Source organism: bacterium (assembly GCA_029210965.1).
GTDB lineage: Bacteria > BMS3Abin14 > BMS3Abin14 > BMS3Abin14 > BMS3Abin14 > JALHUC01.
On record JARGFZ010000006.1, the window covers coordinates 1 to 13,598 of the forward strand.

The 13,598-nt window shown below is 53.4% G+C and carries 14 protein-coding genes; all 14 read right to left on the bottom strand.

Annotated elements, in window-relative coordinates:
• Positions 1–183: 183 nt before the first annotated feature.
• Positions 184–2,019 (bottom strand): long-chain fatty acid--CoA ligase, encoded by a 1,836-nt coding sequence (locus P1S59_04005; GenBank protein MDF1525421.1) that lies wholly within the window; start codon positions 2,017–2,019, stop codon positions 184–186.
• A gap of 5 nt (positions 2,020–2,024) precedes the next feature.
• On the bottom strand, positions 2,025–2,420 hold the full coding sequence (gene gcvH / locus P1S59_04010; GenBank protein ID MDF1525422.1) for a glycine cleavage system protein GcvH: 396 nt from the start codon (positions 2,418–2,420) through the stop codon (positions 2,025–2,027).
• A 132-nt stretch (positions 2,421–2,552) separates the two neighbouring features.
• A complete protein-coding gene (locus P1S59_04015; protein MDF1525423.1) occupies positions 2,553–3,494 on the bottom strand; it encodes a diguanylate cyclase in 942 nt (313 codons plus the stop codon).
• Between the two features lie 19 nt (positions 3,495–3,513).
• Positions 3,514–4,155 carry a fructose-6-phosphate aldolase gene (fsa, locus tag P1S59_04020; GenBank protein MDF1525424.1) on the bottom strand — a complete coding sequence of 214 codons (642 nt, stop codon included), beginning with the start codon at positions 4,153–4,155 and terminating at the stop codon, positions 3,514–3,516.
• A 302-nt stretch (positions 4,156–4,457) separates the two neighbouring features.
• Positions 4,458–5,108 carry a hypothetical protein gene (locus tag P1S59_04025; GenBank protein MDF1525425.1) on the bottom strand — a complete coding sequence of 217 codons (651 nt, stop codon included), beginning with the start codon at positions 5,106–5,108 and terminating at the stop codon, positions 4,458–4,460.
• A 423-nt stretch (positions 5,109–5,531) separates the two neighbouring features.
• Positions 5,532–6,101, bottom strand: coding sequence for a GTP cyclohydrolase I FolE (folE, locus tag P1S59_04030; GenBank protein MDF1525426.1), 570 nt, complete (start codon positions 6,099–6,101; stop codon positions 5,532–5,534).
• Complete coding sequence (gene larC, locus P1S59_04035) at positions 6,082–7,287, bottom strand: nickel pincer cofactor biosynthesis protein LarC (protein MDF1525427.1); 1,206 nt, start codon at positions 7,285–7,287, stop codon at positions 6,082–6,084. Before larC ends, folE begins: the two co-directional genes overlap by 20 nt.
• Before the next feature lie 146 nt (positions 7,288–7,433).
• Entirely contained in the window at positions 7,434–8,183 is a 750-nt protein-coding gene (gene larB, locus P1S59_04040; GenBank protein MDF1525428.1) for a nickel pincer cofactor biosynthesis protein LarB, read from the bottom strand.
• 119 nt (positions 8,184–8,302) lie between these two features.
• Positions 8,303–9,223, bottom strand: a complete 921-nt coding sequence (folD, locus tag P1S59_04045; protein MDF1525429.1) for a bifunctional methylenetetrahydrofolate dehydrogenase/methenyltetrahydrofolate cyclohydrolase FolD — start codon at positions 9,221–9,223, stop codon at positions 8,303–8,305.
• Positions 9,224–9,457: 234 nt separating this feature from the next.
• Positions 9,458–9,940 carry a chemotaxis protein CheD gene (locus P1S59_04050; protein MDF1525430.1) on the bottom strand — a complete coding sequence of 161 codons (483 nt, stop codon included), beginning with the start codon at positions 9,938–9,940 and terminating at the stop codon, positions 9,458–9,460.
• Positions 9,937–10,554 carry a chemotaxis protein CheC gene (locus P1S59_04055; GenBank protein MDF1525431.1) on the bottom strand — a complete coding sequence of 206 codons (618 nt, stop codon included), beginning with the start codon at positions 10,552–10,554 and terminating at the stop codon, positions 9,937–9,939. The genes P1S59_04050 and P1S59_04055 overlap by 4 nt, the downstream gene beginning before the upstream one ends.
• Before the next feature lie 4 nt (positions 10,555–10,558).
• The gene (locus P1S59_04060) at positions 10,559–12,607 is read right to left on the bottom strand and encodes a chemotaxis protein CheA (protein ID MDF1525432.1); all 2,049 of its coding nucleotides are present in this window, start codon (positions 12,605–12,607) and stop codon (positions 10,559–10,561) included.
• Positions 12,608–12,707: 100 nt separating this feature from the next.
• Entirely contained in the window at positions 12,708–13,100 is a 393-nt protein-coding gene (locus P1S59_04065; GenBank protein MDF1525433.1) for a response regulator, read from the bottom strand.
• Positions 13,100–13,594 (bottom strand): chemotaxis protein CheW, encoded by a 495-nt coding sequence (locus P1S59_04070; protein MDF1525434.1) that lies wholly within the window; start codon positions 13,592–13,594, stop codon positions 13,100–13,102. Before P1S59_04070 ends, P1S59_04065 begins: the two co-directional genes overlap by 1 nt.
• Between the last annotated feature and the right edge of the window lie 4 nt (positions 13,595–13,598).

Below are 13,598 nucleotides of genomic sequence, written 5' to 3' on the forward strand. Positions count from 1 at the left end.
CGCGAGCATCAGCATTGCTGCTGCAACAAGTAATATCGTAAAGTTCCTCTTCATCGATCAGCTCCTTTCCCCTCAGAAAATGTCTGCAGAATTATAGCCTAAAGGTTTGAAAACGAAGTGTACATATAACATCGTTTTAAATCTACTTGTCAATAGCTATGAAAAATGACCTCGGGATGTGGTTCATTTTTCATAGAGGGAGTCCAGCTCTTTCCAGTACCTTCGCGTGATCTCCTTGCGCTTGAGCTTGAGGGTCGGGGTCACCTCCCCATCCTCCTGGCTGAACTCCTGCTCCATGAGCTTGAACTTTTTTACGCGCTCAAAGGGAGCGAACTCTTCAAGGGCCTTATCCACCCGGCGCTGGATGAGGGCGTTGATCACCGGATGATTGCACAGTTGGGCGTGGGTGCTGAACTTGATCTTGTGTTCCCCGGCGTACTTTTCCACCCTCTCCCAATCCGGCACGATGAGAGCCGAGATGAATTTCCTCGCGTCACCATAAGCGAAGGCCTGGTCGATGAACTTGTCGGCCGAAAGGGCGTTCTCGATAGCGGCCGGTGCCACGTTCTTGCCCCCGGCGGTCACGATAAGTGATTTCTTCCTGTCGGTGATCACGAGGAAACCGTCATCGTCAATGTGCCCGATATCTCCCGTATAAAACCAACCGTCGGCATCGATGGCCTCGGCAGTATCCTCCGGGCGGTTATAATAACCCACCATTATGTTGGGACCCCTGGCCAATATCTCACCGTCCTCGACGATCTTTACCTCCACCTCGGGAATGGTGTGCCCCACCGTACCGAACTTCAGACTGTCGACAAAGTTGGCGGATATAACCGGAGATGTTTCCGTCAGGCCGTAACCTTCCAGTATAAGAAGTCCGGCGGCGTGGAAAAACTCGGCGATATGTTTGTTTAAAGGCGCACCGCCGGAGATCATTAGCCTGATCCTGCCCCCAAAGGTTTCCCTAAGTTTGGAAAAAACCAGTTTGTCTGCGATCCTGTGGCCTCTGGCAAGAAAGCCTTCCACCGGCTGCCCGGCCTGGAGTCGCTGACTGACCTTGGCGCCTATTTTAAGGCAGGCCGCGAAGATCATTCTTCTCGGAAGCGCGCTCTCCCTCACACGGTCCAGGATCCGTCCGAAAGCCTTTTCGTAGATCCGGGGAACGCTCACCAGGATCGTCGGGTGGACCTCCGACATGTTGTCTACGACAGTTTCGATGCTCTCGGCATAGTGGATGAGTCCTCCGGCATACAGGAACAGGTAAAGGGCGATGCGCTCAAACACATGGGAAAGGGGCAGGAAGGAAAGACAGCTATCTGTTTCCCCGACGTCGATGACCGCGAGAACCCCCCTCACGTTGGAGAGGAAGTTGTCGTGGGTGAGCACAACTCCCTTGGGTTCACCGGTAGTACCGGATGTGTAAATAAGAGTGGCAAAGTCGTTTTTGCGGCCTCCCGCTATTGAGCGGCCCATGCTCTCCCACACTTCGGGAGGAGCGTCACACCCCAGAGCGACAAGATCCTCAAGGTACATAACACCTTCGGGCAGCGTCCTTGACGGGATCTGGTCAAAAACGATTATCGCAGCCAGGTCCGGCAGCTCACTGCGGATCTGTAAGATACGGTCAAGGAAATCAGCATTGGATACAAAGACAGCCTTTGCGGCACTGTCCTTGAGGATATAACGGATCTGGGATGGTGTAAGGGTCCAGTAAAGAGGAACGACCACTCCCTTGGTGGCATAAATGCCGAGATCCGCAAAGGCCCATTCCGGACGATTCTCCGACAAGATGGCAATGGAATCGCCATGACCGAGACCCAGCTGAAGAAGCCCCCTTGCCACATCCCTGTAGGCCCCGGCAAGTCTGCTCCAGGTCACGTCCACCCAGGATCCGTCCTGTTTGCTTTGCATGATGGTCCGGTCGCCGTATTTTGCTGCTCTCGCGTCCACCATCTGGACGATGGTCTCCTCCGACGAAAGGAGAGTTTTATCCTTTTTCGCTCCTGTCTCCGACATAAGCCTCAGTCCTCCAAAACAAGGTCCGCGATATATTCTTCATACTCTTCCGGTGTCATAAGAAAATCGATCTGCTGAGGATCGTCAAGTTGCACCCTGATAAGCCAGCCATCCCCGTAAGGGTCCTCGTTGATAAGTTCGGGTTCCCCCTCAAGATCTTTATTGATCCTCAATACCGTTCCAGTAACAGGAGCCGTCATGTCCGACACAGTCAATGTCGACTCTATGATACCGAAAGTTCCAGTGATCTCGATGTCATCCTCCACATCGGGCAGATCAACAAAAATGACCTCACCAAGCTCCGACTGAAGATAATCACTCAGTCCAATGATCGCCTCGTTGCCTTCGGGTTTGACCCAGAGGTGATCCTTTGTATATCTGCAGTTTCCAGAAATGTTCATTTTTCCCCCCGCCAGTGCGTCAAAAACCCCTGAATCATCACTGAATATAGGGTGATACGATCCTGGAGCAACAAAAATTTTTACCCTGTCAATTTTGTACCCTGTTTTTACCCAGATATTCCTATGAATCTATCAGGCTTTCTCTGCAGATTCACAGGAATGTTTTTCGACTCTGTTTCTTCCGTTCATTTTGGCCCTGTAGAGAGCTTTATCGGCCTGATTGACCAGACCATCCATATCCGTTTCGACACCTTCAACCAATGTGGCCACACCTATGCTGACAGTTACATCCCCGGCTGCGGGCAAACCATCAAAATGGCAGCTCTCGATGGCAACCCTCAACCTTTCTGCAGCCCTCAAGGCACCATTGGTATCCGTATGGGGCATGATCACCACGAACTCCTCACCCCCGTACCTGGCAACAAAATCAACCTTCCGCATAACCTCGAGCATGATCGATGCTGTTTTTTTTAAAACGGCATCACCGCGAGGGTGGCCGTAAGTATCGTTCACAATTTTAAAACGATCCAGATCAGCCATGAGAATGCTCAGGGGATCCTCGTACCTCATGGACCGGTTGAATTCTTCCTCGAAGGACAACCTGAAAGAGCGCAGATTGGCAAGGTTGGTCAGGGAATCCCTGGTGGCCATTTCCTCCATCATGCCCCTCTGCGCCTTGAGAAGGTCCTGGAGGTGCTTGATGTGAAGCATGTTATTCAGACGGACCTTGAGAATGGAAGGGATAAACGGTTTGGAGATAAAATCGTTGGCACCGAGTTCGAACGCCTTGACCACATCGCTCACATCGGATTCCGATGTGAGCATGATAATAGGGGTGTTCATGAGACTGGGATTCGCTCTCCCAAGGCGGAGGAACTGGTAGCCGTCCATTTGCGGCATATTCAGGTCGCAACACACCACATCCACATCCTGCTCCGGATCGGAAAAAATCTTCAAACCCGACACGCCGTCCGAGGCCTGCAGAAAGCGGTTAAATTTGCCATCTGCAGTGAGGATCGATATCAATTCCTCCCGGACAGAAGCCGAATCGTCAATGATGAGAAGGGTTCCCATATCCAGTCTGCCCTCAGGTCTAGGGTACTTTTTTCCAGTCGGCAAGGAACTGATCTATTCCGATATCGGTAAGAGGGTGTTTTGAAAGCTGTCCGATCACCTTGAACGGAATGGTGGCGATATCGGCCCCCAGAAGTGCGGATTCAAGCACATGGCCCGGATGGCGGACACTGGCCACTATAATTTCGCTGTCAAAATCATAGTTTTCCTTGATCTCCATGATATCCGCGATAACCTCCATCCCCGAAGCTCCAGTGTCATCAATACGACCAACGAAAGGGCTGATATAGGAAGCTCCCGCTTTGGCCGCCAGGAGGGCCTGAAGAGGTGAAAAAACAAGGGTCACGTTGGTCCGGATGCCCAACGAGTGGCAGATCCTGACAGCCTTGAGCCCCTCGGTGGTCATGGGTACCTTGACCACAACGTTATCCCCGATCCTCACAAGATCCTGCGCCTCTTTTACCATCCCCTGGGCATCCGGGCTGACGGTTTCAAGGGAAACGGGCCCCGGGACTATTTTACATATTTCCTCAACCAGGGGACGGAACTCCCTGCCCTCCCGGGCCACGAGGGTCGGATTTGTGGTAACTCCGTCGATCAGCCCCATATCGATAGCCTGGCGTATTTCGTCAAGGTTGGCTGTATCGAGAAAAAATTTCATTCTGGACCCTCCATGTACGTGCCGTTATCAAAAAAATAATCTCGCGCAAAGACGCAAAGGGAAATGCTGTGATTCGTAATTGGAAAGGGCCAGTGATCTAAGATCCAGAATCCAAGGTCCAAGGTTAACCCTGTGTACCCTGTGGTTAGCTGGCTTTAGCCGACTTTAAGGGAACCACTGTTTCCCCCTGAATTCCGCCCTTCTCAGTGTTCTCAGTGGTGAAAAACCCACTTTTAGAGCAACCGTTGTTTAACTCTGGATTCCGGGTCCTCGTTTCACTCGGCCCGGAATGACGAGAGTGGTTAGAACTGATAGCCAACTCCGATATTCAACATGTTCTGCCCGAAAAGGTGAGCTTCAGCATTGAAGTAAAAATTGTAATCCATGAAATAATCCACGCCAAATAAAAGGTGACCCTGGCCATTTTCATTCTCGTTCAGACCTCCTCCGTCCAGGTTGAGGAAGGAGGCGGCAAACCCGGCGTAGGCGGTGGTCCCCCCGGTCCGGCCTGATGCGATGAGGGTCAATTGGCTTTCAAAGAACTTCAGGTTATCACCGGCCTCACTGCTCTGGGACCAGCCGCCCTGGGCGTCCAGGCTTAACCGGAAACCGGTCTCGCTCTCCTGGCCCACTAAATTCAGGAGTACTCCAACTCCGTAGGCAAAATCCAGTGACCCCTTAATGCCGCCTGCCTCCAGATCAGCAAAACCCAGCTTCACGTAGGGCATGATCCGGCCATCGGTATCAACGACCCCCTTGATTAGGAAGGATTTGCTTGTGACTTCCTCATCCCTGACGTCCAGTGTCGAATAGCCAATGGACCCGGACAGGGTGAATTCGCTCGTATCGGAGGTGCGTGCGGGAGCTCCCACAGACATGGCATGGGCTGAAGGAACGGGACAAAATATCGCCGTCATGACCAAAGCAATTAAACAGGCAAATAACGATCTCATGGGGTTCTCCATAGAATCAGTGATCGGTGATCGGTGATCGGTTTAAATAATCGTGATTCGTGATAAAAAACAATGATCCAAGCGTTTTTGATCTAATTCTGAGTTCTGCATTCTGCGTTCTGCATTCTTTTCTCAGATCCTGGACCCTAGGTCCTCGGACCTTTACTATATGACACTTCACATTCCCTTGAGCAAAAATAAACCGTCTTCCCCCCCACCCGCCGCTTCAGTGCGCTGCTGAGTGGAACATACACCCCGCACTGGGGGTCGCAGACCATCTCTTCGCCTTCCACTTTCTGCTCCCTGCTGTCCGGTGTGCCGCTGCCCATCAACTTCCGCAGCGCCCAGTAAAGTGCTCCAACGAGAATCAACCAGATCAGGATACGCAAGAGCACAACCTCAACCAGTCAGCCACAGTTAACCTCACCTTCGAGAGTTCCCATGAATGAGGGACAGTGTCTCGCTCCGTGTCCTTTCATCCCTCCTGAAGGATCCCCTCACGGCGCTGGTGACCGTTGTCGAATTAGGTTTCCGCACTCCCCTCATGGACATGCACAGATGCTCCGCCTCGATCACAACCATGACTCCCTTGGGACTGAGCCCCTCCATTATGCTGTCAGCCACCTGGGTGGTCAAGCGTTCCTGGACCTGAGGTCTGGATGCGTAAGTCTCCAGCACCCGGACGATCTTCGAAAGCCCCACGATCCGTCCCCCCTCGGGTATGTAGGCCACGTGCGCCATTCCGGCAAAGGGGAGAAGGTGGTGTTCGCACACCGAATAAAGGGGAATCTCCTTGATAAGGACCATTTCATCGTGGGACTCACCTTCTACCGGCACCAGATGCTCCATGGGGTCAAGATCAATCCCTGAGAAGATCTCAGCATAAAGGTCCGCCACCCGGCGGGGCGTATCCAGAAGTCCGGGGCGTCCGGCATCCTCACCAACACCGTCAAGGATGAGTCGAACTCCCTCCTCAATCTTCTTTCTGTCCATCTCCAACCTCCGAAACATAGGCCGCCACCGCCAGGTCTCTCATCTTCGCCGCAGGGATCCCGGCCTTTTCAGCCAGCCGCTGGACATCCTCGAACTCAGGCTTGAATCGCCATTGTCCTGACGGTGATCGCCATTTTTTGAACGATACCGGGCCGTATTGGGTAATCACGACTACCATCTCCCTGTCCAGCACTGTTCGATCGGCTCCCCAGAACCGCAGCCCGGCGCTGCCTGACACTTCGAGGACCGCATCGATAAGTGTCTGTTTTTCCCCCACGGGGGCAAGCACCCTGAGAAGGACCCCGATCCTCCCTTTTTTTGTAAAGGCAGGGATAACATGGACCTCCCGAGCCCCGGCTGCCTGAAGAGCCTCCGTGGCAGGAGCAAGGTATTCAGGGCTTACGTCGTCGATGCCGCACTCGATGATAACTGCGCTGAGAGTTTCCTCATCCTGGGCTTTGGATGCCAGAAAAATACGCAGCAGGTTGGGAAAGCCCTTAAAGTCCCTGCTTCCCGCTCCGTTGCCCGAATGGTGGATGGTCATGGGCCCGATGGGCCCGAACTCATCCACTATTTCTTTTAAAATGGAAGCCCCGGTGGGTGTGGTCAACTCGGCATCTGGACCGTCGGCAAACACCTTCATGCCCTCCACAAGGCGTGCCGTAGCTGGAGCAGGAACCGGCATCTTTCCGTGGCTTGTCTGGACATAACCCCGGCCAAGGTTGATGGCACCACAGCGGACCTTTTCGGGATCAAAATAATTTAAGGCCGTAATGGCACCGACGATGTCGGCAAGGGTGTCCTGACCGCCCAGCTCGTGCAGGTGAACTGGACCATCGGGCAGCCCGTGAGCCTTCCTTTCGGCCTCACCCAGGGATTCCAGAGTTCGGAGAACGCGCCCAACGACAGGGCCCGGGAGCCCTGATGCGGCCACAAGGTCCACCATCTCCCCCAGGGTCCTGCTCTGGGGCCCACCGAGGATCTTTACCTGGCAGGCCACACCGGCCAGGCCGGACCGTGTGACCGGAAGTGCCGCAAGCTCCACCTCTCCCGGTATGACAGACTCAACCGCATCGAAGATCACTTCCAATGGAACTCCCAGTGAAAGAAAGGCCCCGAGGAGCATGTCACCGGACACACCGGAAAAGGGGTCGATATAAAGAATGCTGTTATCGGAAGTAGTCAACTGTTGCTCACTTTTCTCGGCATTGGAAGGTTGTAATCTCAGATCTCAAGATTGATCAAAGATTCAATATCCAAGAACAATTGCGTGCACATGTGCACTGGTGCACCCGTGCACCAAAACCCTGTTCACGTTTCACAGTTCACAGTTCACGATTCAATGCCTAAAATCATATGGGCCGCAACTGCCGCCCCGTAACCGTTGTCTATATTGACGACGGTAAGGCCGCAGGCGCAGGATGCAAGCATGGTGAGCAAAGGAGTAAACCCGCCCAGAGACGCACCGTAGCCGATACTGGTTGGAACCCCTATGACGGGAACGGATACAAGACCTGCCACGACACCCGGAAGGGCGCCTTCCATGCCTGCCACTACAACGATAGCCCCAGCGCTGCTCATCTCATTGCTATGTGTGGCGAGCCTGTGGAGGCCTGCCACACCCACATCGTAAGCACGAAGTACATCCCGGCCCAGAAAAACAGCTGTTCTCGCCGCCTCTTCCGCCACAGGCAGGTCTGAAGTCCCGGCCGCAATTATAAGGAGCGGACTTCCCCCTGTCGGAGTAAGTGAACCCAGGTGGAGGGTTCGGGACTGGGGATCATGATCAGCTTCAGGCCATCGGGCCACCACCAGGGCAGCTGCCTCCTCTGAAACCCTTGTTACCAGGACTGGATCGCCGTTGCCCGACAACCTATCAACGATACCAAGTATCTGCTCTGATGTTTTGCCCTCCCCGAAAACGGTTTCGGGGATACCGCGCCGCAAGTGGCGGTGGGTATCCAGATGTGCGTATTCCATCCTGGCCGAAGGGAAATCCACCAGGTCGGCAAGGCCCTCATCAGGTGATGTTTCTCCGGAAGCTATGCGTTTTAATATATCTAATAGTTGTTTTCTATCCATAGTTTTACCAGTGTAGGGTGTAAAGTGCAGAGTGCAGAGTAAGAATCATACAGAAAAATTCCGTGTACCCAAGTGTAACAGTGAGCAGTTCCTCTACACTCTACACATTGCACTCTGCACTAGTTTATTCTCCATTGGGCTGCTTTCATCGTATTGGCCATCAAAAGGGCCCGGGTCATGGGGCCGACCCCTCCCGGCACAGGGGTTATCAGACTTGCAACCTCGGCCACGTCTGGCGAAACATCCCCCACCAGGGTGTAATTCTTCTTTTCAAAATCAGCGACCCTGGCTGGGTCATTCAGAATAAGCTGGGGAGCATCCTCGGGGCCCATGGAGTTCATACCCACATCGATAACAACCGCCCCTTCCCTGACCCAGTCTTTCCTGATCATGAGAGGCTGGCCAACTGCCGCAACCAGGATATCCGCTGTACGGCAAACCTGGGCAAGATCCTGCGTCCGGGAATGACAGATCGTCACTGTGGCATGCCGGTGGAGAAGCATAAGTGCCATCGGCTTGCCAACGATATCGCTCCGTCCCACAATTACTGCGTTCTTTCCCTTGGGATCAACATTCTCCTCATCCAGCATGCGCATAACCCCTGCAGGAGTACAGGGTACCAGTACTCCCTCGTCTCCACGAACCAGCTTGCCCACGTTTTTCGGATTAAAACCATCAACATCCTTGGCAGGATCGATATGGTCCAGGATCATCCTGGTATTGATATGTCCAGACAAAGGCAGTTGAACAAGGAGACCGTCGACGTCCTGGTCCCTGTTGAGGGTATCCACCAGGTCGAGAAGTTCCTCAGTGGTGGTCTCAACAGGAAGCTTGTGGGAGAACGACTCGATACCGCACTTCCCGCAATCCCTGATCTTCATCCTCACGTAAACCGAACTTGCGGGATCCTCACCCACCAGGACCACAGCCAGTCCGGGACTGCGGCCCTGGCTTTCCCTGAACTTTGCGGTATCTATCGAAACCTCTTCCAGCACCTTTGCCGCTATCACGTTACCATCTATCAGCTTCGCGCCGCTCATTACGCCTCCCCTGTAGAGATCCCAAATTCAAGATTCAAGATTCAAGATAAAAACCTGAAAAATAAGTTCTCACACTCTCCGGCATGACCAGCAATAATCAAACTGGATTCCGGGTCCTCGTTTCACTCGGCCCGGAATGACGGTGATTGAGGTTTTCACTTCGATACCTGGATACCTGGATACAGCTCTTCCTCCTGGCTCCTGGCTCCTGGTTCCTGGTTCCTGGCTCCTTTATTATAACTGCTTCACCTCTCCCCGCAAGGTACGTACCACAAGGAGCCCACTTTCAGTAGCAAATTCCACTGTTCTCCCCGCCGTACCCCCTACGTCCTGGGCAACAAGGCGGATGCCGAATTTGTCGAGGGCCTTTCGAGCTGCAAGGATATTCCTGGCACCAATGCACCTGTCTGATCCCATGAACTTACCGGCAAACATATCAGCGCCACCGGCTATCTTCGCAATGAGCCTGGAAGGCCCTATACCTCGGATCTCCATCTGCTGTACCATTGCTGCCACTGCAGAGTCAGCGAATTTCCCGGGTGCTTCATTATCATGAGCGCTGTAGGCATGAGGCAGCAGAACGTGTGCCATAGACCCCATAATAGCCTCTTTGGCATAACATGTGATGGCCACACACGAACCCAGACCATAAGTGACCAGTTTATGGGGTGATTCGGCGAACTTGAATTCAGTAATCCCCACTACGATGTGGTTCATCGACCAGTTCTCAACCTGCCGGCCGCTTCCAGAAACAGTTCGATCCCTGCGTTTCCCGGGATCAGAACAGACTTTACCAGGCTGGCATCTTCCAGACCAGTCAGGTTGAAGGTCAATGTCGTCACTTCGTCGGACAAGGTTCCAACCTCACCCAATATCGCGTCTAAAATAGCGCCTGCCATGTCTTGAACCAGGAACGGTGGAAGGTTGACAACAACCCTTTCAGAAAAACTCCAAAAGACCGTTAGAAGCGACCCGGTGATTATGTTGCCGATCTCAGCAAATGCCGACAAGCGGAGATCACCCTCTGCCTGCCCTGACGACCCGAACAGCATCTCCTCAAGCTCCTTGATCCCTGCCTCGGGAAAAAGGAGAAGGGCGTTACCTTCAATATCCCCCTGGAACGGGACAAGAACACCGATGGCCGGAGCATCCAACCCCCCAAAAAGGGCTGGTATGTCGCTGAGTTTTACATTGGTAACCTCGGGGACACCGACACGGATCGGGATTTTCAGCAGACGGGACAGAGCATTGCCAGCCTGACCTGCGGCGATCGTCGCGATCTCTTCGACAGCTGCGACCTGTTCCCTTGACAAAAAGGGGGTCTTTCTCATCAGCCTAGAACAGGTTGCCCAGATCGAGGATCGGAACGATTCTACCGTCTCCCAGGACGGTCATGCCTGAATATCTCTTGAGATATTGGATAGGGTAACAAAGGGGTTTTACAACGATGTCCACCTGGCCGACAACGCTATCGACAACCAGACCTACCGTCCTGTTGGTAGCCTCCACCAGGACAACATTGAACACAGATCGACCATCCGTACGCCGCTCGATCTTAAGGAGTTCCCCCAGATCGAATACGGAGACCAGTTCCTCATCCAGGTTCAGGTACTGTCGGCCCTGGCTTTCATTGAGGTCCTCCCTGGCTACACGGATCGTCCGGGCCACCCTCGTGATGGGAACGGCAAAGGTGTGATCGAGAAGAGAGACGAGAAGCATCTTTACAATAGCTACCGTCAGGGGCAACCTGAGTGTAAAGGTTGTTCCCTCGCCGGTATGGCTTTCAATGGAAAGAGATCCTCCGAGACTATCCACTGTGGATTGGACTACGTCCATTCCAACACCCCGCCCGGAAACATCAGTAACTTCAGCTGCCGTGGAAAACCCCGGCCGGCACACAAGCATGACGGTTTCTTCATCGCTTATGATTTTTGCCTGATCGCGGGAAATAAGACCTTTCTCCACTGCCTTGGTTTTGATCGCCTCAAGGTCAATGCCCCTGCCGTCGTCAATAATCTCAACATAAACCATGTCTCTTTCGCGGAAAGCCCTGAGAACAATGCGTCCGGTCGCATCCTTGCCGGCGGCCCCACGTCCTTCAGTTTCTTCCAGGCCATGATCCACGGCGTTTCTGAGTATGTGGATGAGCGGGTCCCCCAGCTCTTCTAAAATAGCACGGTCCAGTTCGATATCGGCCCCTATCACTTCAAGGGAAACCTTCTTCTTGCGCTTGAGGGCCAAATCCCGGACCACTCTTGGCAGACGCTGAGTGACCGTTTCCAGGGGCATCATCCGGACTTTCATGACCTCACTATGCAGGCCACTTATGAGATGATCCACCCTTGTGAGGACCTGGTCAACATCTCTGGACCCACTGCCCGTGAGGAGATCGTTCAAGCGACTCTGAGTAACGATGAGTTCTCCGACCAGGTTTATAAATGTGTCTAACAGGGCTGTACTGATACGTACCGATTTAGCGCTGCCAGGAGGTGAACCTGACTCTTTTTTGGACTTCACAGCAACCTGTTCCACCGGTTTGGAAACTTCATCAACACCCTTTTGGGGCTGGGCTATTTCGCTGTCAGGATCCAAAACTGATATCTGGCCCATTTCAGCCAAAGATTGGAGAGTCTTTAAAATTTCGTCCTTTTTGACACCGCCGACCCAGGCAGTGACATGGTCTGTGTAATTGCCTGCCTTTATCTCTTCAACTGACGGATCCGTACGATGGAGCTGACCCAGGGATTCCAGTTTTTTAACTGCCAGGTAAGCCCGGGCTGCGGGCACAAGGCTGTCAGGAGCAATTTCGAACCTTACCTCCAGAGCGCCCTCCAGGTCAGGATGGCTCTCCAGCGATAAAGTTACTTCCCCAGGCCCAGGTTCAGGGTCGGGATCGGGCACATCCTCCGGCCTGTCACCCGCAACTTCAGCGGAAAGGGATGCGGACTCCGGTTTGGGATCAGGGTCGGATCGTTCTTCTTTTACAGCGGTGGCCTCCACCGTTCCCTGAGTTGCATTCAGGACCTTGAGCAGAAGCGAAGAGGTATCAGCCTCTTCGAGGTTCTTGTCCTGCTCCACACCATCCACCATATTTTCCAAAGCATCGACACCTTCCAGGAGGATGTCAGTGACACTCGAAGAAATAGTCAGCTGCCCCTTACGGACCACATCCATCATGTCCTCAAGGTGGTGGCTCAGTTCAGCGATCTTGGAGTATCCCATGGAAGCCGACATCCCCTTGACGGAATGCGCATGGCGGAACAGTTCATTGATGCTCTGTTCTGAAGCTGGTTCCTTTTCCAGAACGAGTATGCAGGTACTCATACCCTGGACATGCTCCCTGGCTTCGGAGATAAAAAGATCCCTGTATTTGGACATGTCCATGGTGGTCAACGACCTCCCAAAACAGCAGCCTCTATCAAGGCGCACCTGGCCGACCGTGGGGCAAGTCCCCCCGGCGCGGTCCTTCACTCAACAGAAACGATCAGCGGCCCCGGGTCTCATCCAGGATGCGGGTCACAACATCAAGGACCTTTTCGGGCTGGAACGGCTTGACTATGAAATCCTTCGCCCCGGCATCCAACGCTTCCATGACAAGGCTGTCCTGACCAAGAGCGCTGCACATGATCACATTGGCTCCGGGGTCCAGACCCATGATCTCCTTGAGAGCTTCGATCCCGGTCATTTCGGGCATTACGATATCCATGGTCACAATGTCGGGATCATGCTCCTTGTACTTGTCCACTGCTTCAATGCCGTTTTCCGCCTCTGCCACTACCTGGTAGTCCTCTTCCTTGTATTTTTTTCCGTTGAAGATCTCAGCGATCATGTTGCGCATAAACATGGCGTCATCAACGATCAAAACCTTAACTGCCATCAGCCCTCCCCTTTCGTGAACTCACTATCGATCCAAACCCGGAGTTTCTCAGGGTTGATCAGTGAAATGAGCCTGCCGTTGTCCCGAAAAACACCCTCAATGATCTCCACCCCATGATCTTTAGTGTGCGCATCACGGGCCACTTCCTCCAATGTCACATAGGAGGTAAAACCGGTTGTTGTGTCAACATGAAGACCGATACCTCCGTGATCTGAAGTCAGGATGAGCAAAAGGCCTTCCTCCTGCGTATCTTCCAACCCCAGGATCCTTCCAAGGGATAGCACCGAGGCCAGGTTACCGTGAACGTTTATCACGCCCACCAGATAGGATGGGGCCAATGGAAGCGACGTGATCTCCGCAACCTTAAAGATCTCGGCCAGAGATTCGAGGGGTAGAGCAAAGTACTCCCTGCCTACAGCACACACTACAACTTCATACGCCGGAAGGTTCGGAACCTGCTCTGAGCCGGAGTCTGGGGGCAAAAGTCGGGCCATGGTA

Coding starts and splice junctions, on each gene's coding strand:
- P1S59_04015 (MDF1525423.1), bottom strand. CDS start 3,494: ATGGGAACCCTTCTCATCATTGACGATTCGGCTTCTGTCCGGGAGGAA.
- folE (MDF1525426.1), bottom strand. CDS start 6,101: ATGGACAGAAAGAAGATTGAGGAGGGAGTTCGACTCATCCTTGACGGT.
- P1S59_04005 (MDF1525421.1), bottom strand. CDS start 2,019: ATGTCGGAGACAGGAGCGAAAAAGGATAAAACTCTCCTTTCGTCGGAG.
- P1S59_04070 (MDF1525434.1), bottom strand. CDS start 13,594: ATGGCCCGACTTTTGCCCCCAGACTCCGGCTCAGAGCAGGTTCCGAAC.
- folD (MDF1525429.1), bottom strand. CDS start 9,223: ATGAGCGGCGCGAAGCTGATAGATGGTAACGTGATAGCGGCAAAGGTG.
- gcvH (MDF1525422.1), bottom strand. CDS start 2,420: ATGAACATTTCTGGAAACTGCAGATATACAAAGGATCACCTCTGGGTC.
- P1S59_04065 (MDF1525433.1), bottom strand. CDS start 13,100: ATGGCAGTTAAGGTTTTGATCGTTGATGACGCCATGTTTATGCGCAAC.
- fsa (MDF1525424.1), bottom strand. CDS start 4,155: ATGAAATTTTTTCTCGATACAGCCAACCTTGACGAAATACGCCAGGCT.
- larB (MDF1525428.1), bottom strand. CDS start 8,183: ATGGATAGAAAACAACTATTAGATATATTAAAACGCATAGCTTCCGGA.
- P1S59_04050 (MDF1525430.1), bottom strand. CDS start 9,940: ATGAACCACATCGTAGTGGGGATTACTGAATTCAAGTTCGCCGAATCA.
- P1S59_04060 (MDF1525432.1), bottom strand. CDS start 12,607: ATGGACATGTCCAAATACAGGGATCTTTTTATCTCCGAAGCCAGGGAG.
- P1S59_04055 (MDF1525431.1), bottom strand. CDS start 10,554: ATGAGAAAGACCCCCTTTTTGTCAAGGGAACAGGTCGCAGCTGTCGAA.
- P1S59_04025 (MDF1525425.1), bottom strand. CDS start 5,108: ATGAGATCGTTATTTGCCTGTTTAATTGCTTTGGTCATGACGGCGATA.